This window comes from Paenibacillus sp. GQ49, assembly GCF_059759055.1.
Genome location: NZ_JCAXEL010000015.1, coordinates 107,312 through 126,990, shown reverse-complemented (window position 1 = coordinate 126,990; position 19,679 = coordinate 107,312). Strand labels below are relative to the sequence as shown.

The window sequence follows — 19,679 nt, the reverse complement described above, 5'->3', positions numbered from 1 at the left end:
GGAATCACCCCCGCTGTTCTCCTTCCAAAATTTCAATATCATAAGCTGCCGGATCAACGATATCTTCCACATCAGGCGTAAGCGCCTCCCGTTCACTATCATCCAGTTCAGCACCAGAGATGAGGTCCGATAAATCTTCTATAAAATAAGCGATATTATCATGCGGATTAGGCAGATAATGCTGAACCTTCGAAATTTGGTATGCATCATCAATAGCATAAGTGAGTATATGAAACTCATTATATGTAGATGCAAGATGTTCAAGTTCTTCTTTCACACGGCTGACCTGACTCTCTGAGATTGGAAAAGAAAGTTGCTCAACCCTCTCCAACTCACCATGTTCATTACGGCGTGGTTGAATAAAAGAAAATTCCAGATCGTTATTAATCTTGGAGAGATCGTGTAAATAGGTACGGAAAGCACCTTTGTTGTCAACGCCCGTAGGTAGCTTGGCACTAGAAAAACTATTCTCATTAAAGTAGGCTGCGTTCTTTATCAGAAATAGAACTTTTGATTCTTCATGTGTGAACTGGAGATAATCCCATGTTAAACCTGCTTTGGATTTCTTGTGAGTGAATCCTTGTTCACCGCAATAATCTGCTATTTTGCTCTCAATAAAATTTCCCTTTGTCCAGGCAAAGGCTGAACTAATCTTCATGTTTCTCTTCCGATCTTTACGGTGATCAATATATTCGCGGTATCCTTCAACAATAGCATCAACAAGCATCTGACTATGTTCCGACTTGAACTTATATTGTTCCATATAGATCACTCCGATTCATAAATATGAAGACAAGTTATATTTTAATCGAAGTTCGTGTGCAAAGATATGATTTTTTTTGATATTTTTAAAGTAAACCTATCTCATACACTTCATCCAAATGGATTCTGTGCCCACTGCAATAATCTCTTCTTCGTGATTTTGCCATGGGAGGTATGATGGACGACTTGTCCCTGATCAAGCAAAAGTACCTGAGGTGACTCATGGTGAACCTCTGTCTCTTCCGCAATATGGCGGGACAACGAGCGATTTTCAATCACTTTGACGATGCGGTAATCCATGGGTTGTTTGGGATCTGATGCATGGGTGCCTACAAACGCCATAAACTCTCTGTACGCTCTCGCACTGGTCGGACACGTCGTGCTGTGCTTCAGGATAAGCACCGGATGATCCTGCGAGCGATGAAGCGCGTCTTCCCAGTCATCTGGTTTGTGCAATTCCCGGACATGCTCGCTGAGCATATGTTCCGAGTCTGACCCCGCACGTTTGCTAACCACCGAACCAATCACAATGCCAAGCGCCAAACCAAAAGCAATGCCGAGTCCAAGCTGCTGCGTAGCCGTACCAATGCTGACTCCCATAGCCGTTCCTATAGCAAGCCATACAGCTTGATGATTTACTTTTTTCTTCATGCAGATCTTCCCTTCTTAAACTATGTATATCAAGGCAACCTTCCCACCTTACATTCTGATCAAATTATAGCATAGCCCTCTGTGAGCAGGTTGATAATCTTCATCTCCGGGTACAGATTTCAGTGATTGGATTTATGCAAAATGCTCATTTGTGATACACTGGTTGTAATTTGGAAACGATGAACATGAAGAATGGATTGGAAGGGCGGAAATTCCATATGACATACGCATTTATGATTGAACCGCAGGATTTTATTGCGCTGGATAACGAAGATGAGCTGATTGAGAAATGTCAGGAGTGGGGCCTGCTTTCTGGTAAAGCGACCAAACTCAAAACGTTCTATTATAAAGGAAACGGATTGAACATGCCGTGCACCATCATTGGATATGTCGATCACATGGCAGCCGTTATTCAACTGGATAATGGACAAAAGCATTGTATTCACCCGTCTTATCTGAAGGAAATGCAAGCGTCCAGTTACAGTGCCAGAAGCATAAGTAATGCCGGTTCAGATCGAAGCACAGAACCCTCAATTTCGGATACAGTCGCACCAGTCGCTGCTGATGTTACGCCAACTCCAGATGCCCTGGTTAACCCGGATGAAATGCCGGTGGATCTGGATGATTCGGACGATACGGACACAGATGAATTCTCCTCGGGGCTGAAGGGTGATCCGGATGGGTTAGTAGAAGAGTATGTTGGACCTCAGTCTGGGGCAACCAGTGAAGCCAAACCCAAAGCCAAAACAGCGAGCAAAGCCAAGACCGTCAAGATTGATCTGCCAGAAGGTAAAGTGAAGATGAGTGCCGTTGTCAAAGAGTTCACCACCGTGCCAAATCACTTCTCGGACAATGACGATGAAGTCATTATCTATGAAGCAGTTACCATCACGGAGCCAGACGTCATCGATGTTGGAGAAGCCTGGTCGAGCCACAGTGCCACCGTTAAGAAACAGGAACTGGAAGTGGGAGATGTCATTACGTTTGAAGCAAAAATTATCAAGAAGAAGCTGACACGCAACCCGGTTCCCTATAAAATCAACAACCCTTCCAAGATTCAGAAGGAAGGCTAACAAGGAAAATTAATTACGAGTCATTACAAAAAAAGCAAAACAACCTCCACAACTGCTCAAAGCAGACCGCGGAGGTTTTTGCCATTTGAAGTTTATATTAGTGAAGAGTACGCTCTTAAGCTTGTCCCGGTGTAGCACTAATTTGAAACTGTACACCAAACTTGTCGACAACCGAGCCGTAGGCTGGACTCCAGAACGTCTCTTGTATCGGCATTTTCACTTCGCCACCGTCTTGCAACTGGTTGAAAATCGCTTTGGCTTCTTCCGCCGTATCCGTGTTCACTGTAACGGTAATATGATTACCTACAGTGTGCGGCATGCCTGGAAACGTATCAGACAACATTAATACCGAGCTGCCTATCTGCAAAGAAGCATGCATAATACGGTCTTTCGCTTCTGGCGGGATCGGGTGATTCGGGTCAGATGGACCGTCGCCAAATGTTTGAAGCGCGAGCACTTCGGATCCAAATGCCTTTTGATAAAATTCAACCGCTTCACGTCCATTACCGTCTGTTACCAGATACACATTCAAGCTGATCGACATGCGTTCTTCATCTCCTTGGGCTCATGTAATTATACGATTCACGCCACTTGCGACATGAGTATATATGAACAGGTTGTCCTTTGACAAGCGTATATTTTCTCACTACTTCTGTTGGACCATTACACGATTAGGGTTACCAAATAATTCTTAATCCATCCCTCTCTCCACTACTTCTTGCGCTTGCGTATATAATAGAGAACCGTGATCAGAACACCCGGAACCAGTGCTGCAAAACTGGCATAGATCAGGCACCATTTCAACAGGGTAAATATCGGAGTGAGTTCAGTAAGCACAGGCGTACGTTCAGGATAACGATACATGATCAGGGATGCACCTATATTTTCAAGCATGTCCATAGCCCAACCTAAGACCGGAATCAGATTCACCCAACGCCAGCGACTCTTTATCGGAAGCACGCGATAGAGTAACGATAACAGAACAACCAAGAGGGACAGATAGGCCAAGGGCCATATGAGGTCAAATGTGAACCGTGCCTGAATATAGGCGCTTTGCCCTGCTTCTCCATACTGCTCAGCCATCTGATAAAGATCATCCGCCGTGTACAGAAAAGAGGAATCCGGGGACTGCCCTCCACCTGTGGCCTGCTCCGACTTTGCCGCCTGCCAAGGCAGAATAAATGCAATGAAACAGGCAAAAACAACAATTGCAGCTACAACCCATTTCCAATTCACCCGCTGATAGAACCAACTTGACACTTTATTCAGCACGTTCTGTCCCCTCTCCGATAAAAAAAAGACCACTCTCCCGAATCCTGTCGGTAAAATGGTTGTGTTCAATCCTATGAAATTATCGAGCTTGAACGATGTTATCTATTTCACTTTTCAATAAGAGGTATCGGTGAACACTTCTCATGATCGGGACCTTCGTTAGTTTGTTCTTGTCCACGTACAGTTTCATCTGGTCTTTGGTCAAACCAAGCAAACTTCCAGCTTCCGATACCGTCAACACTACCTCTGGGTTCGTAGCATTAAACGTCCTCTTTACTTTCTGATTCCAGTCCTCGAATACCTGCATAGATCAGTGACATCTCCTATCCATAGCCAGTTATTATCAGGCTGAATATATCCAGTATACCACACTTGTGCTGCTCGTAACTTAATCCTTGCGCAGAACCATATTCTGATAGGCAGATTTCCTGCTTGACCCTGACGTTAACTCGAGGGTTTATACTGGCTTCAGGAGGGGATTAGCATGAGTATGTCACCTGAACATGTAACCAAGAAACGACGCAGCAGTGGTATAGCCATTATTGGAATGAGTTGGTTGACAATGACATTGGGTCTGTTTTTTGCTACACTCGCAGGGGAGTTTATCAGCACTATTGTTGTTGCTGCTGAATGGATGGTTCATCTCACCCAAGCTGTTGTCATTATTAGTATCGTCTTACCCGTATTATTCGTCATTCGAAGACACTTCCATATGAAGTCCGTTCTTCTTCCTCTGACAGGAAAAAGCATAATTCACTTGCTCTCTGGCGCATTATTTGCCACTTCTCTGGCCTTTATCGGGTTGGCGATAGCCAGTATGAACAACTGGATTACGATTACGGAGTGGCACTTCTCAGCCGAGTTCTTGCTTGCTGTCGTACTTAATAGTTGTATTGCTTTCTTGTATGAAGCTTTGCCAGAGGAACTATCCATGCGAGGCATGGTCTATGATGGATTACGCTCCAGACTGCGACTTCCTGTGTTTTTCGCTTATGTAACTCAAATCATACTCTTTCTGCTGGTTCCAATGAGTGTCGGTCTATTGCAAGAGCTCGTCGGTATGGATGCCGGAAACCGGATAACCTTGGATTATATGATCCTGCTCTTGACTTATGGAATTACGTTACAGCTTCTGCGCAGTTTGACTGGATCTTTATGGGCCTCCATCGGATTTCATATCGCTTACCTGGAAGTAGCCCGATTCGTTGTTGTGCCAGGTGATAGACCGGCATTGTTAAACTATACCGCGCAAGATAACGGGTTGGCCGAAATATTTATTTTGTATATGATGATAATCTTCGTCGGTGGAATCATTCTGGCGGTGCTCAATGCATGGCGCTGGTGGAGAATACATAAATCATGAGGGAGGGTTCTGCCTGTTGTATACCGTTGGACAACTATCCAAACATACCGGAGTATCCATCCGAACACTGCATTATTATGAGAAGCTGGGTTTACTGCGACCGGCCCGTAATGAGAACAATCAGTATCGCTTATATGGTGAAAAGGATATTTTACGGCTTCAGCAGATTACCATTCTGAAGAAAATGCATTTTAAATTGAATGAGATTGGAGAATTCCTCGATCAGGATGCTGCTCGCTCTGAACCAGAGAGTAATCTCACTTTATGGAATAATACGTTGGAACAACAACTGGCCGTCGTTAAGGAACAGCAGGAGAGATTAAGCAAGGTCGAGCATCTTCTTTTTTCAACCATATATGCCATCAGAGCATCCGGTACAATCAGTCTGGATGAAATGTTGGGTTTCATCCGTGAACTGGATCAGCCTCCGGGCAGGTTCCGTCAAGATGTTTTTACACCTGAAGAAATGGAATCGTTACCTCTGAATAATCAGAACAATTCATTATCCATGGAATGGGCCGATATTCTTAAAGATATTCATGCATGCAAGATGGAACCTCCGGATTCCGAAGCCTCACGGTTACTGGCCATCCGAATCTCTGATTATGCTGAAAGGACTTTTCAAGGGAATGCAGAATTGGCAGAAAAATATTGGGATTATATCACCCCAGAGGATGATCAGTCAGCTCGTGTATATGGTATGACAACGGATACCATGCGTTACATCGAAATGATCCTGGATCGATGGGCAGTCCAGAATCCTGATGATCAACAATAAGAGCCACTTCGAAAAGTGGCCCTTGATCCATTCCCTCTTTATGCTTCGTTATGCTTCGTTACGCCTCTTCCCAGAAGCGGCGCAGGTTGTCCATGGCGATCTTGGATGCGGATTTGCATTCCTCCATGCCTTCGAACTCCACCGTAATGTTGCCATCATAGCCGGAGTCTTTGATCAACTTTACAATTTTACGAATTGGAATGTCACCTTGTCCAACGATGGCACCTCTCAGGAAGTTACCGTAGGCGGTGGTGAACCATTCACCCTCACCCGGATGCTCATCATAAGGACGGAAGTAGAAATCTTTGAAGTGGACCAGAGAAGCGTACGGCAGATTTTTCATGACACCGATGATCGGATTCTCATCCACGCACATGAAGTTGCCAATATCGAGTGTTGTTTTGAAGTTCGGACGATCTACAGCATGCAGAACACGCTGCACCCGATCACTCGCCTGCACGCTGAAGCCGTGATTCTCAATAGTTGTGGTGATGCCAAACTGCGCAGCATAGTCCGCAATGATCTGGCTTCCCCGCACCATCAGCGGCAGATGTTCCTCGAACCAGGCAATGGTCATCTTCTCCTTCGGCAGGGTAAACGCCGTGACGTCATGACGCAGATGTTTTACACCCATCCGGTGTACCACATCCACATGTCTTTTGACCCGAGTCATCTCTTCTGCAAACGCCTCTTCCGTCTCCTGCACGAAATTGGCTGGCATCGAGTAGTTGGACAGTTCAATACCCACAGACGCTGCCCGTTCCCGAATTGCATCCGCCAGATCGTGATTATCCTCCACGGTATAACCGTAAGGAACCATCTCCATATGCTCGCCGCCGTTCGCCGCAATCCAGTCGATCACATCCAGCACCGTCATCTCACCCGAATTCAGATCGTTCAACAAACTATACGTGCTCAGGCCCACTTTCATCTGCTCAGCTCCCTATCGATATTGTTGGATAAATTGAACCGCCTTGCGAATATCCTGCTCCGGCTGATGACCAACCTCGCGTTCAATCGTCAGATAACCGGTGTAGCCAATCTCCTGAAGCGCTGCAAAGTATCCGTCAAAATCAACGCCACCCTCGCCCAGTGGCACCTCACGGAAGAACGTTCCGGACGAGACCATCTCGGCAATCTTTTCGTGATCCATAGGCGCATAACCGACCGCTCCGTATACGTCTCGTGGGTCGACTTCCTTCAACCGCACACCATCCTTCACATGGGTATGTACGATGTAATCCTTAAGCAGATGAACGCCCCGAGCCGGATCATCTCCGGTCACCATCACCATATTCGCCGGGTCAAAATTCACCGATACTCCGTTGGTCGACAACGTATCTAGAAATCCTTTCAAATCAGCAGCCGTTTCCGGTCCTGTCTCAATAGCAAAGTATGCACCAACACTTTTGGCGTATTGGCCCAGTTCCTCACAAGCAGCGTGCAGCGTAGCATAGACTTCCGATGAAGGGTCATGTGGAACAATGCCGATATGTGTGGTGACGATGTTGGTGCCCAGATCGAGGGCCAGATCCACGATCCGCTTCGACTTCTCCACTTTCCACGGATTATCTTCCTTGACCTGAAACCCATGTCCGCCCAGGTCACCGACCAATGCTGAAATTTCAAGACCCAAAGAATCGATGTAACTCTTCAGTTCCTTGCGCGCCGTAGGCGACAAATTTTCAGGGTCCATCTCTCCCTTGACAGCATAGATCTGCACACCTTCTGCACCTACGTCTTTGGCTTTGTTCAACCCTTCCCGTACGCCTACGCCAAAGCTATCCACGATGACACCGATCTTATTGGTTAATTTCATGTCATACCTCCTGAGGATTACGTATTTGGATTCACTGGAACAAGCTTCACCGACTTAATCTCATACGGTTTGAATGTCAGTTCGAATGCTCCGTTTGGACAAACCAACGGATGGATCTCATCCTCCAGCAGATTAATGATGGACGCTTTAATTTCCTTTTCAGCCCACTCAACTTGTACCGTTTCCCGACCTCCTGATGATTCGTAGAAACGCAGTACCGTTCCCGAGCCGTCTTCCGCAGCCTTGATGGCATCCAGAATGACATGCTCACTGTGGAACTGAACCCACGCGTGTTCAGATGGCAAGTGACCCGGAGACGGACTCGCTGTTACAACCTCCACCGGATGATTCAGCTCCATCGCCCGGCGAACGACGGCGGCTTGTCGCCAATCGCCCTGATGGGGCAGGATCGAATACGTGAATTCATGATCGCCCTGATCGGCATGTTCATCCGGCCATTTCGGAGCACGAAGCAGAGACAGGCGGATCGTCCGATCCTTGATGTCATACCCGTACTTGCAATCATTCAGCAAACTCACACCGCTGTTGCCCTCCGAGATATCCGCCCAGCGATGCCCGCAGACCTCGAACTGCGCCTGCTCCCAGCTGGTGTTGTTATGAGTTGGACGCTCCAACGCTCCAAACGGGATTTCATAGGCTGCTTTGGCTGCCACCAGATCCACTGGAAAGGCCACCTTGAGCAGCTTATGACTCTCCTTCCAGTTCACTTTTGTATGGAAGTCAACACGCCGCTGGTGACGATGCAAAATGATATCCTGGCTGATCTCGGATTGATTCAGCTTCCAGACAAAACGCAGTACATCTTGCGTAGCCCCGCGCTGTACAACCTCTCTGGAGATCAACTGCACTGCACCTGCTCGCTGGGATTCAAACCGTGGATCGATATCCCAGGCATCCCAGTACGTCGGTTTGTCATGGAAAAACTGCCACTCATTCGCCCGATCACCGGGCTTCAGCCAGTCACGTCCTGCCGTTTTGTCATACCACTTGGTGATCTCTCCTAAGTCATTGAACTCAAGAGTATAAAAATCGGTTTCCCATGTGGAAGGGAAAGATTCTTCTTCCCTTACTGGAAGGATAACATCCGATGCCTCGCGCAGCCATATGGTTGTATACCCAAAAGCAGGAATCGATGGAACATACACGAGCAGCATGTACTTGTCTTCCTTTTGCACCAGATCAACAGCCAGACGGTTTCCTTGACGATCAAATGCAGCCATCCCGGCGAGGTGGGCATCGCCTGTAATGGTGATATTTTCTCCACGTTCCCAGCCGAGGCTGTTAAATACAATGTAGGGAAGACCATCCACTTCATCTGTTGCAATGTTCCCCGCAAGGGTATCCAGCGTTTCCCTCAGTGCGGACGTACCCAGTGCAAATACCTTCGTGTACTCCTCAGTGGACGTTACATAAACTTCAGGAATCGACGTTCCCGGAATAATGTCATGGAATTGGTTGAGCATAATCAGCTTCCAGCCTTCATCCAGATCATTCTTCGTGTGTGCAGCGCAAGCCCCGGCAAATTGCCCCCAGATCTCCGCTTCCCGGTACAATACCTCTGCCTTTCGGTTGCTACGTTTGTTCCTCGCATGGGTCGTATAGGTTCCGCGGTGCAGCTCCAGGTACAAGTCTCCGTGCCACTTTGGCAACGTTGGATGATTTAACGATATGTCTTCAAAAAAAGCGCCTGCCGTGCTGAATTTGCTGATCGGCTGCCCCACCATCAAGTGGGATCGCTCTGCAAACTCCACCATCTCATTCGTCACGCCGCCACCACCATCGCCATGTCCGTAAAGCAACATTTGCTCAGGGTGTACATCCTTTTGTTTAAATGATTGCCAATGTTCATCCACATCTTTAGGCCGTGTATGTTCATTCACCCCATGATTCAGATATGCCAGTACAGAAGTACCATCAATGCCTACCCAGTCAAAGAGGTCATACGGAAACGCATTGGTATCATTCCAATTCAGCTTCGTGGTCATAAAATAAGGAATATCCGCAAGCTTCAGCATCTGCGGTAAAGAAGCACAGTAACCAAACGTATCGGGCAGCCACTCGATGTTGGAGCGTTTGCCAAACTCCGTCTGGTAGAAGTTCTGTCCATACAGAATCTGCCGAACCAACGACTCGCCACTCGGGATGTTCAGATCCGGCTCCACCCACATGCCTCCAACCAATTCCCAGCGTCCCTCGGCAACACGGGCTTTGACTCGCTCATACAGCTCCGGGTAATGCTCCTTCACGAAGGCATACAATTGCGGCTGGCTCTGGGAATACACAAAATCCGGGTACGTATCCATCAAGGTACACATGGTCGAGAATGTGCGACTGGACTTGCGAACTGTCTCACGTACAGGCCACAGCCAGGCAATATCAATGTGGGATTGTCCAACCAGATGCATGAAGCCACTTCGATATTCCTCCGGGTCTTCCTGCTGTACCGACTGTACTAATCCATGTTCAAAGTTCTGTATCCAGGCTGCTTCACTCCAGCGGTTCGGGTCATTGTACATCTCATCCATCACCTGATGAATGGCCTGAATAAGGGCCATCCGCTTGGGCTCCTTCTCGTTATATGCCCGGAGCGACTCGGCGAGTACCGTCACGCTGTACATCAGGCTCTGCAATGGCTGATTGATATGAACCAATGCTGCCCGAATGCCCTGAATAGGCGGCTGAATAACAGCTTGTCGGTTGAGTGGATCATGCGGCTCTGGAATTGGATCGTAGAGTTCAATCTCCAACTTCGGCGTATTCCCTACCCGACTTCGCGGAAGGGGTACGAACCCGTGATTCCGGTCCAGTCCGTGATAAGGCAGGCCATTCACCTTCAGCAGCCCTTCTCCTCCAGTCTCAAAGATCAGCCCAATAGCCTGATCTTGCCATTCCGCAGGAATCTCCACACTTTTGCTCAGAAAATACGTCGTGCCATATACGCTGTTCAGCGGATTCAAGTTTTGCATGGCCTTTTCTGCCTGCTCATCTTCATTTTCATATCCCTGCTCGTACTCGTATTCCCCTGGCCGAATGTATCTGGCCCTCTGCATCTCCCACGCTGGAAGCTCAATCGTATCCAGCCATTGCCGCTGTTTCAGATCTTCGATGAATCGCTGAATTCGAATCATACCTCCACCCCCACCTTCTGGATCTGCAGACTGCAAGCGGTCCAGTCAGCCGAATTGCGGCCAACCATGAGCCTGAATTCGCCCGGTTCCACGACAGACTGAAGACGAGAGTCGATGAGTGCGAGATGTTCTTTTTGCACAGGGAACGTAACGGTATGAGTCTGCCCTGGCTCCAGATGGATCTTACGAAAACCTTTCAGTGACATCTCAGATCTAGTGACCGAAGCCGACACATCCGTGATGTATAACTGCACAACCTCACTTCCCGCAACCGCTCCGATATTTGTGACTTCAACCATCACCTGTGCCTCATCTTCTGGACCAATTACGTCGGGTACAACCCTTACATTCTCGTAACTGAAATCCGTATAACTCAGTCCATATCCGAACGGATACTGCGGCGCAAGATCCATCTCCAGATACCGCTTGCCACGAGTGCGTTTGGCATGATAGTAGACCGGAAGTTGCCCAACATGCTTGGGAATGGAGACGGTCAGGCGGCCCGATGGATTCACATCGCCAAACAGAATATCCGCAATCGCGTTACCACCTTCCTGTCCGGGGTACCACGCTTCCACAATGGCATGGACATGCTCATCAATCCAAGGTTCAGCAATGGGGCGGCCGTTGATATACACCACGATAACGGGTTTCCCCAGCTTATGTACCTCCTGCACCAGTTCCAATTGAACACCCATGAGATTCAGGGACGCCCGGTCAATGCCCTCGCCGCACTCCATGTCGTTCCATGGATCATCGGTCACCACGGATGCTCCTGTCCGTAAGTCTATGGTACCTTCACCAAAATCGCGGGCGCTGGACCCGCCCATCACCATCACAATGGCATCCGCCTGTTCCGCACAGGCGAGCGCTTGTGCAAAGCCCTCTCTGGAATCGCCTTTAATCCGGCAGCCAGGTGCGTACAGCACCTGACCTGAATCCGCGCCAAGCTTGCGCGTAATGCCATCCAGTACGGTGACAATCTGTTCTCTCGGCTGTGGCGAGGTATAGTCCCCAAGCTGGTTATAGATATGGTTCGCGTTCGGACCAATAACAGCTAGCTTTGTACCTGTTTTGGCAAGCGGAAGAGCATTTCCCTCATTTTTCAGTAAAACAATCCCCTCTTGTGCGACTTCTCTCGCCAGCTGAATATGGTCTTCACATCCGATAACCTGTTCTGCAAAGTCAGGATCTACGAAAGGTTGTTCAAACAGACCAAGTCTGAATTTCATCTCCAGCACCCGCCATACAGCCAAGTCCAGATCCTTCTCTTCGATCAATCCCTGCTCCAACGCCTGACCAAGATGTTTGCGGTACATGTACCCGGACATTTCCATGTCTACCCCTGCCTGAAGGGACTGCGCTACGGCCTGCTCCCCGTTCTCGGCGGTGTTATGTCCATGGACCAGCATCTGAATAGCGCCAAAATCAGTAATCACAAACCCATCAAAACCCCACTGCTCACGCAGAAGGTCATTCAGCAGATACGTACTGGACGTGCACGGTACGCCATCAATCTCGTTATAAGCTGTCATCACGGAACATGCCCCGGCTTCCACTGCTTTTTTGAACGGCAACAGATCTATTTCATGCAATTCACGTAATCCCATATGCACAGGTGCTGCATTGCGCCCACCCTCTGAACTGCCATAAGCCGCAAAATGCTTAAGTGTCGCCACAATCGTCCGGTTGGAATCGAGACGCTCACCCTGTAGTCCCTTCATGGCTTCTACTGCAAATTCACCGATTAGGTATGGATCTTCGGCAAAACATTCCTCCGTCCGTCCCCATCTCGGGTCACGTACGACATCAAGCACCGGGGAATACGTTGCCGCTCCCCCCTGGCTCCGGGTCTCCACAGCGATGGCTTCACACATCTTGCGGTACAACTCCATATTCCACGTACTTCCCACCGTTAACGGTACCGGAAATACTGTCGCACCAATCGCCATATGCCCGTGGGAACACTCTTCTCCGAACAAAATGGGAATGCCCAGCCGGGAATGCTCCATGGCATACTGCTGAATGACATTCGTTGCAACGGCTCCCTGCCGTGGGGTCAGCCCCGTTTCCAGCGTCACTTCGGTCCATGGATCGGCCCGAAGCACACCATACAGAGAACCGACACCGCCCTGTTCCATGTCCGCTTTGAACTCTTCCGTCACCCGTACTGTACCATCAGCTGTTTTATCATACGTCTTCCAGCCCATCGGCTGGATGAGTTGCCCAATCTTCTCTGCCGTTGTCATCCGTCCGATCAGATCCTGAACCCGCTCCTGAATGGGAAGCGAAGCATCTTTATAGTCCATATGCATATTCTCCTTATGCGTTCGGAATTAGTTAGGCGCGTGCACTTACATCACATGGCTTTGCGGTAGTCACTTGGTGCCACACCCACCACGTTTTTGAAAGCCCGGTTGAAGGAATTATAGTTCGTGTATCCCACTTCCTCACTGATCTCCTGAATAGCCTTATCGGTCTCCTGCATGAGCAGCTTGGCTTTTTCGATGCGATGACTAATGAGCAGATCCACAAACTTCTCCCCAATCTCATCCTTGAAAAGCTTGCTCAGATACTTCGGATTAATATCGAATAGATCACTAAGGTAGTTCAGTGACAGATCAGGATTGTTGTAATGCTCTTCGATGTATTTGCGAATCTCCAAAATATTCGATCTGTGTTTTCGGGAACAATGCAGCGTCTGCATCTGCAGCGCCAGTTCTCTGAACCCTTCCCAGCACAGCTCACGCAGATCGTCTAACGTCTCCCAGCCCTCAAGCCTTGGGAGAAGCGGGGTGAATATAGCGGCCCACGAATCCTGATACTCCCGTGGAAGTTCGGCGAATTCCCGATTGTAATGTTGAAATAACAATTGGATTGTATTCATAATTTCCTGACGGGACAGAACGGACTCACTGATTTGTCCAAAGAGTCTTTCAAAATGCTTTTCCCAGACATCGTCCGATAAACGCATCGCCTGTACCAGCAGCGAGATGGTTTTCAGGAACTCATACACATCATTGGTTGAATTCGGCACATCGCTACACGGAATGATGCGATTTATCCCCAGTACAGCCTTATACTCCAGCGCGTGCACAGCTTCTTTCAATGAAGCTCTCAACCCCCGAATATCGACAGCAACCCGACCAACACCAATGGTCACGGTGAAGTTCAGATACTGATCGATTCTGTCCAGATAACCAGCAAGCAATCGATGCTCAGTTTCCTCGGCCTGTTCCATGTCCGGAATCCAGAGGATGGCGTACAGACGCTGATCGGAGATCCATTCAGCCCATACTTCCGTTCCTTCATGGCGGGCACTCTCCTGCAGAATACTGGATAACACAAATTTCAGGAGGGATTGGTCCTGATGATGATATTCCGTCGCAAATGCATCATACCGGTCCATCTCAACTACCATGACGGCCCAGCGATGCTCCAGCTCAGGCAGTTTGAACTTCATCATCTCAGCTGTAAGCTCCGTGCTTGTAAAGTCTCGTGTGCCCTCCAGCAACTCCTGAAAGAACATTTTTTTCTGCAAAATCAGATTCTCTTCATGTTCCTCCTGATATTGTCTCGTCTGATCAATCATGCGTTCCAGTGTTGTATGGATGAATCGGAACTCATTCTCTTTGCCATAGTTCAGTCCGGATTGTTTCTGCGAAGAAACGGTCTGAATTAACGTGACAATCTGCTGAATCGGCTTGTAGTTTCTGCGGGTCACATAGATTACCCACACAACCCCGATCAACACAACCACTGCAGCAAAAGCAAACCAGATATTATAAAATTGCAGAGCCCATTTGACGATTTTTCCATTGTTGAGACCTGTCTGTACCTTCCAACCGCTATAACTCGACGTAAATTCGGAGAAGACTTCTCCCGATGTAGTTTTAGTGGAGGCTGTAACCCCTTCTGGCATACTGCTATCCCACAGATTGCCGCCTGAACGGTTGAAGATGTTCACAAACGTAAATTCCGGATCATACATCTGCATGATGGATTTCCTCAGGGTACTCAGGTCCACGTTTGTGACTACAAGTCCTTTACCGTTCCCTACACTTCGCACAATCGTAATCACTTGCTCAGTCGCTTGCGAAGGGAAAGCCCGGAACGCTCGTGCCCCTGCCCACTTCTGTTCATCCCTTGACCGGCTATCTGCAATAAAGTCTGCATCCGGGAACTCTTCAATCGGAACAGCCTTCCCGTTACTGAAGACCGTGCCATCTCCATATCGAACCAGATAAATCGAATCAATCAGCGGATACTCTATTTTCAATTCATCAACCACCTGGACCGCCTGAATGCCGGCATACACATCATCGCTGCCAGATACCGAGAAATAATTCTTCAAGTTAGGGTTGGTCAAAATCTCACGCAGTACCTTGAAGTCGATGGAACGCAGGGAGTTGTCCAGATATTGCGTGACCTGAGAGGCCAGGAATTCATTGGCCTTGAGCGCTTCTCTACGATTCTGTTCATTGAATACTTGAAAGAAAATAAAGAATAGAATGGTCGTCACAATAAAGAAAACAGGCAGATACGATAACAGCAAACGTCTAAACCAATTGTTGTTCATCTCCGAGATCCCCCCACCATTACTATTCATGCTGAATGACGACAAACACCTGTGCTGATCGTTAATTTTCCATAAATATTCAGTACATTATATCGGATGACGTGGGGTTGTCATAGGAGAAGACTGTCCCGGTCACGGGTGACAGACGGGACAGCCTCTATATGGAATCTTTCAACAATTATTGATTCTTCTCAATGGCACGTTGGTAGATCTCAAGGTAATTATTCAGCCCAAGACCATCGAAGCCTTTGACATACGAATCCCATTCCTTATCAATGCTCTTGCTGCCAATAATGAACTGTGCCATATTCGTCTGCACATAATCCTTGATCGCAGTAGTCAGTTGTGCAGCTGATTCCGTATCCTCCGGACGGATAAATACGTTCGCAGGGTACACTTCTTTGGGTGCATATGGTTCATACACATTGGTAGCTTGAGCCAGACGTGTACCATAACCCTCTGCTTCTAAAGGATTCTGTCCTTCGGCAAACAGATTACGGAACGTGTTGGACAAGTCATGTGCTCCGATCTGTGACCAGCTCTCGTTCACAACAACGTTTGGATCACGCTCAGGCAGGTTGTAGTAGCTGTATTTGGCAGGCTCGCCATTGATGTTTTTCTCATCGGCATCTGCCTTCTTCCAGCCCTTGCCTTCGGTTGGACCATACTCCGCGTACAGCGCACCTTCTTCACTGAACATGTAGTCCACAATTTTGATGGCGGCAATCTGCTGTGCTTCTGTCGCTTTGTTCGTGATGGCAAATTCAAACTCACCTACACTCTGTGTGGCGCCTGTCGTCTGCACTCCATCTGGTCCTTTCAATGGAGGAACGATCTCCCAGTGCTGGTGACGGGTGATGTCTTTGTCATACGTATTCACGAGATAACTGACCAGCGCCGTCGTAATGGAGCCAACCACTTCATCACCTTCCTTGTTGCCCAGTTGTCCGATTGCCTGATCGTTCTGTGTAAAGGAAGCCGGATCAATCAGGCCATCTGCATAGAGCTTGTTCATGTACTCCAGCCCCTTCTTCCAGCCTTCCTGATTGGCGGCAAAACTCACCTTGCCATCGTTCACGATCAGGTATTTGTCGTTATCATTGTAGATAAAGCTATTCATCAGGTAGGCATCAATGTTGCCATTCCATACATACTTGTTCGGTGCGCCCGTAAGTGGAATCTCATCCGCTTTCCCGTTACCGTTTGGATCTTGTGTCTTAAACGCCTTAAGAACGGTATACAGTTCATCTGTTGTTGTTGGCATTTTCAGGCCCAAATTATCGAGCCACTCCGTGTTGATCCAGTATTTCTGTGCATACGTGCAGTGGTAACATTCATTGAAGATTGGCAAAGCATAGATATTGCCGTCCGGTGCTGTGATGGCTTCTTTGAAGTAAGGTTTCTCTTCCATAATCTTGGTCAGATTCGGACCATACTCCTTAATCAGATCCTGTAGCGGAAGGAACACGCCTTGTTTTCCATAGGTTTGAAGGTCTGAGGTGGTGAACTTGCCGTGAAGAAACACTTCGGGATAATCACCACTGGCCAGCAGCAATTGTCTGCGATCCTGCAAGGCGTCCGTTGGGGCCAGATCCCATTTTAGGGTAACGTCGAACTTGTCTTCGATAAATTGGGTGAATTCATTCTCTTCCATGGACGCTTTGCCTTGCGGAGCAAAGAGGGTCATGGTTACAGGACCGCCGCTCTCCCCGCTACCGTCGCTACTTCCACCCGATTCCTCGGATGAACTGCACGCGGACAACAAAGCCATCGAAGCAAAGACCAGAAACAACATCGAAATCCAAGATTTTCTCAATCTGACTCCTCCTTTTTGTTCATAACGGCAAATTATTGATTTGTACTGCACGTTTATAAAATCGATCCCGGAAGCCGGCGTGTTCCTTCCACCTCCTCTCAAGAGGCAACCGGGCTTAACTCACAAGGATTAACCTTTCAGGGAACCAACCATGACCCCTTTGACAAAATGCTTCTGTACAAATGGATACATGATTAGAATTGGGATACTCGCAACAACGATCAGTGCATATTTCAACACCTGCTCAAATCCTTGATCCCGCATCTGTTGGCTGGTATTGGCAAGCATCGCCGGATCAGCTGCGTTGAGGATAAGCAGATTGCGAAGCACGTATTGCAGAGGGAACAACTTCTCGGAACGCAGGTAGATCAGTGCATCAAAGTACGCATTCCAGTGACCTACGGCATACATAAGTGTCATGACCGCCAGAATGGGCTTTGATAAGGGAAGAACTACGCTGATCAGATACCGGATATCCCGGCAACCGTCCATTTCCGCGGCCTCCCCGAGTTCTTCCGGAATGGAAGATTGGAAGAAAGTTCTTGCCACGATGACCTGGAATACTGCGAGCGCCCCGGGCAGCCACATCGCCCAACGTGTATCGAGCAGGTGCAAATCCTTCATCAAGAGGTAGGTGGGAATCAGACCGCCATCAAAGAACATCGTGATCATCATGAAAATGATGATGGCACCTCGTCCATAGAACGATTTTCGTGACAAAGGATACGCCAGCATGACGGTCAGCACCACGTTAATGAACGTGCCCACCACGGTGTAGATGATCGTGTTATAAAAACCGAGCATAAGCTGTTGGCTTTTGAAAATGGAGATGTACGCCTTGATGTTAAAGTCTACCGGGAACAGCCACACCTGACCGGATGTCACGGCTCGTGAAGAGCTAAACGAAGAACTGATGATATACAAGAGCGGGTAAAACACCGTTAGCAGTATGGCGAACAGAAAGATATAGTTGAATGTCATGAAAATGCGGTCACCGAGTGGGTCCTTGATCCGGTTACGATTAATCAGGTTGAACATGGATAAACTCCTCCTTTACCACAAGCTGTTCTGGGATACTTTGCGCGATATGCCGTTGACGATAACCAGCAGGATCAGGTTGATAATGGAGTTGAAGAACCCTACTGCCGAGGAGAAGCTGAAATTCGCTCCGATCAGACCCACCTTGTACACATACGTGGAGATGACCTCCGAAGCGCTTGTGTTGAGCGGATTCTGCATCAGGTATATTTTCTCGAAGCCCACGCCCATAATGCTGCCCAGACTCAGAATCAGCATGATAACGGTGACTGGAATGAGCGATGGGAGGTCAATGTGCCATATTTTCCGAAGCCTTGATGCGCCGTCCATCTTTGCTGCTTCATAGAGAGATGGATCAACACCAGCAAGAGCTGCGATATATATAATTGATGAATACCCCATGCCCTGCCACACACCTGACCAGACATAGATCGATTTGAAGTATTCCGGTATGCCCATGAAGTTCGTCATCGGGAAGCCGAGCAGTGTGAACAGCTTGTCTACCACGCCGACATGCGGGGAGAGCATCAGAATGATAATGGATACCATAACAACCGTTGAGATAAAATGCGGAGCGTAAGTGACCATCTGCACGGTCTTCTTGAAGTAACCCGTTCGAATCTCATTCAGCGCCAGCGCAAGAAGGATCGGAATGGGGAAACCGGCAATTAAGGAATAAAAGCTGATGCCTATCGTGTTTTTGATTAACAGCCAGAAGTTTGGAGATTGGAAGAAGGCTTCAAAGTGTTTGAATCCGACCCACGGGCTTCCCCAGATTCCTTTGACTACACTGAAGTCCTTGAAGGCGATTTGGACACCCACCATAGGGATGTACTTGAAGATCAACAGATACAATACCGGGGGCAACACGAGCAGGTAGAGTTCCCAGTGTTTCTTGAGGCTTTTGATGAATGGATGCTGCCGCTTGGGCTCCACATGTTTCCTCTGTTGGAGTTCCATCTTGGCGGGTATGCTTTCCGTAGCTCGACTCATTTGCGTCACTCCTTCTACACCTCAAGTGTAATAATACATTACATTTACATCCCTTAAACATCCTTTTTTCTGTTCCTAGTTCCTTGTTTAACAAACATGATGTAAACATTCATATCAGGTAGCGCTTTCTTAATTTGATAGTACATTGCCCGATAAACTTTTATCAATTTGCAATTTTCTCCGACTTCTCTTTATTCCACAAACCCTTGTGTGACAAGCAATTTCGAGCCGTTTCTATTGGGAATTGTGTCCCTTATGTATGAATAAAAAAATTCCGGAGGCTGTTATATCTCCCCCGGAATTGACATGGCATTCTTTACATGCAAGTTCAAAAAGTTAACGATTCAGCACCGAGAAGGTTGCGAGAACCTGAAGGAGGAGGAGCG

Annotated in this window: 16 protein-coding genes; 3 read left to right on the top strand and 13 right to left on the bottom strand. The window is 48.0% G+C overall.

Annotated features, from left to right (window positions below; genetic code table 11):
• Positions 1-4 precede the first annotated feature (4 nt).
• Positions 5-763 carry a spr1630 family ClpXP-sensitive toxin gene (locus AC6CIF_RS22765; protein ID WP_498201652.1) on the bottom strand — a complete coding sequence of 253 codons (759 nt, stop codon included), beginning with the start codon at positions 761-763 and terminating at the stop codon, positions 5-7.
• Positions 764-873: 110 nt separating this feature from the next.
• Positions 874-1,413 (bottom strand): bacillithiol system redox-active protein YtxJ, encoded by a 540-nt coding sequence (gene ytxJ, locus AC6CIF_RS22760; protein ID WP_498201651.1) that lies wholly within the window; start codon positions 1,411-1,413, stop codon positions 874-876.
• 218 nt (positions 1,414-1,631) lie between these two features.
• Here ytxJ and AC6CIF_RS22755 point away from each other — a divergent pair, with 218 nt between their 5' ends.
• Positions 1,632-2,486 (top strand): hypothetical protein, encoded by an 855-nt coding sequence (locus AC6CIF_RS22755; RefSeq protein ID WP_498201650.1) that lies wholly within the window; start codon positions 1,632-1,634, stop codon positions 2,484-2,486.
• 115 nt (positions 2,487-2,601) lie between these two features.
• Here the strand turns inward: AC6CIF_RS22755 and AC6CIF_RS22750 are convergent, their stop codons facing one another.
• The 3 genes from AC6CIF_RS22750 to AC6CIF_RS22740 all read right to left on the bottom strand — a co-directional run bounded on the left by AC6CIF_RS22750 (position 2,602) and on the right by AC6CIF_RS22740 (position 4,065).
• A complete protein-coding gene (locus tag AC6CIF_RS22750; protein ID WP_498201649.1) occupies positions 2,602-3,030 on the bottom strand; it encodes a VOC family protein in 429 nt (142 codons plus the stop codon).
• Positions 3,031-3,197: 167 nt separating this feature from the next.
• Positions 3,198-3,758, bottom strand: a complete 561-nt coding sequence (locus tag AC6CIF_RS22745; RefSeq protein ID WP_498201648.1) for a hypothetical protein — start codon at positions 3,756-3,758, stop codon at positions 3,198-3,200.
• Between the two features lie 79 nt (positions 3,759-3,837).
• Positions 3,838-4,065 (bottom strand): hypothetical protein, encoded by a 228-nt coding sequence (locus AC6CIF_RS22740; protein WP_017691180.1) that lies wholly within the window; start codon positions 4,063-4,065, stop codon positions 3,838-3,840.
• A 177-nt stretch (positions 4,066-4,242) separates the two neighbouring features.
• Between AC6CIF_RS22740 and AC6CIF_RS22735 the strand changes: the two genes are divergently transcribed.
• Positions 4,243-5,121 (top strand): CPBP family glutamic-type intramembrane protease, encoded by an 879-nt coding sequence (locus AC6CIF_RS22735; protein ID WP_498201647.1) that lies wholly within the window; start codon positions 4,243-4,245, stop codon positions 5,119-5,121.
• Positions 5,122-5,137: 16 nt separating this feature from the next.
• Positions 5,138-5,899, top strand: a complete 762-nt coding sequence (locus AC6CIF_RS22730; protein WP_498201646.1) for a MerR family transcriptional regulator — start codon at positions 5,138-5,140, stop codon at positions 5,897-5,899.
• Between the two features lie 58 nt (positions 5,900-5,957).
• Here AC6CIF_RS22730 and AC6CIF_RS22725 read toward each other — a convergent pair whose 3' ends face one another.
• The 8 genes from AC6CIF_RS22725 to AC6CIF_RS22690 all read right to left on the bottom strand — a co-directional run bounded on the left by AC6CIF_RS22725 (position 5,958) and on the right by AC6CIF_RS22690 (position 19,293).
• Positions 5,958-6,830, bottom strand: a complete 873-nt coding sequence (locus AC6CIF_RS22725) for a sugar phosphate isomerase/epimerase family protein (RefSeq protein WP_498201645.1) — start codon at positions 6,828-6,830, stop codon at positions 5,958-5,960.
• Between the two features lie 12 nt (positions 6,831-6,842).
• Complete coding sequence (locus AC6CIF_RS22720; RefSeq protein ID WP_498201643.1) at positions 6,843-7,718, bottom strand: sugar phosphate isomerase/epimerase family protein; 876 nt, start codon at positions 7,716-7,718, stop codon at positions 6,843-6,845.
• Between the two features lie 17 nt (positions 7,719-7,735).
• A complete protein-coding gene (locus tag AC6CIF_RS22715) occupies positions 7,736-10,867 on the bottom strand; it encodes an alpha-mannosidase (protein WP_498201642.1) in 3,132 nt (1,043 codons plus the stop codon).
• Positions 10,864-13,176, bottom strand: a complete 2,313-nt coding sequence (locus AC6CIF_RS22710; RefSeq protein ID WP_498201641.1) for a glycoside hydrolase family 3 N-terminal domain-containing protein — start codon at positions 13,174-13,176, stop codon at positions 10,864-10,866. Before AC6CIF_RS22710 ends, AC6CIF_RS22715 begins: the two co-directional genes overlap by 4 nt.
• A gap of 50 nt (positions 13,177-13,226) precedes the next feature.
• Entirely contained in the window at positions 13,227-15,446 is a 2,220-nt protein-coding gene (locus tag AC6CIF_RS22705; protein WP_498201640.1) for a helix-turn-helix domain-containing protein, read from the bottom strand.
• 178 nt (positions 15,447-15,624) lie between these two features.
• The gene (locus tag AC6CIF_RS22700; protein ID WP_498201639.1) at positions 15,625-17,262 is read right to left on the bottom strand and encodes a type 2 periplasmic-binding domain-containing protein; all 1,638 of its coding nucleotides are present in this window, start codon (positions 17,260-17,262) and stop codon (positions 15,625-15,627) included.
• Positions 17,263-17,391: 129 nt separating this feature from the next.
• Positions 17,392-18,300 carry a carbohydrate ABC transporter permease gene (locus AC6CIF_RS22695; protein WP_017691189.1) on the bottom strand — a complete coding sequence of 303 codons (909 nt, stop codon included), beginning with the start codon at positions 18,298-18,300 and terminating at the stop codon, positions 17,392-17,394.
• Positions 18,301-18,315: 15 nt separating this feature from the next.
• A complete protein-coding gene (locus AC6CIF_RS22690) occupies positions 18,316-19,293 on the bottom strand; it encodes an ABC transporter permease (protein ID WP_017691190.1) in 978 nt (325 codons plus the stop codon).
• Positions 19,294-19,679: the final 386 nt, after the last annotated feature.

Bases quoted from the DNA above. Each gene is read 5' to 3' on its own strand.
- AC6CIF_RS22740 (WP_017691180.1), bottom strand. From the start codon at position 4,065: ATGCAGGTATTCGAGGACTGGAATCAGAAAGTAAAGAGGACGTTTAAT.
- AC6CIF_RS22725 (WP_498201645.1), bottom strand. From the start codon at position 6,830: ATGAAAGTGGGCCTGAGCACGTATAGTTTGTTGAACGATCTGAATTCG.
- AC6CIF_RS22690 (WP_017691190.1), bottom strand. From the start codon at position 19,293: ATGAGTCGAGCTACGGAAAGCATACCCGCCAAGATGGAACTCCAACAG.
- AC6CIF_RS22695 (WP_017691189.1), bottom strand. From the start codon at position 18,300: ATGTTCAACCTGATTAATCGTAACCGGATCAAGGACCCACTCGGTGAC.
- AC6CIF_RS22710 (WP_498201641.1), bottom strand. From the start codon at position 13,176: ATGGACTATAAAGATGCTTCGCTTCCCATTCAGGAGCGGGTTCAGGAT.
- AC6CIF_RS22765 (WP_498201652.1), bottom strand. From the start codon at position 763: ATGGAACAATATAAGTTCAAGTCGGAACATAGTCAGATGCTTGTTGAT.
- AC6CIF_RS22705 (WP_498201640.1), bottom strand. From the start codon at position 15,446: ATGAACAACAATTGGTTTAGACGTTTGCTGTTATCGTATCTGCCTGTT.
- AC6CIF_RS22735 (WP_498201647.1), top strand. From the start codon at position 4,243: ATGAGTATGTCACCTGAACATGTAACCAAGAAACGACGCAGCAGTGGT.
- AC6CIF_RS22720 (WP_498201643.1), bottom strand. From the start codon at position 7,718: ATGAAATTAACCAATAAGATCGGTGTCATCGTGGATAGCTTTGGCGTA.
- AC6CIF_RS22715 (WP_498201642.1), bottom strand. From the start codon at position 10,867: ATGATTCGAATTCAGCGATTCATCGAAGATCTGAAACAGCGGCAATGG.
- AC6CIF_RS22755 (WP_498201650.1), top strand. From the start codon at position 1,632: ATGACATACGCATTTATGATTGAACCGCAGGATTTTATTGCGCTGGAT.
- AC6CIF_RS22750 (WP_498201649.1), bottom strand. From the start codon at position 3,030: ATGTCGATCAGCTTGAATGTGTATCTGGTAACAGACGGTAATGGACGT.
- ytxJ (WP_498201651.1), bottom strand. From the start codon at position 1,413: ATGAAGAAAAAAGTAAATCATCAAGCTGTATGGCTTGCTATAGGAACG.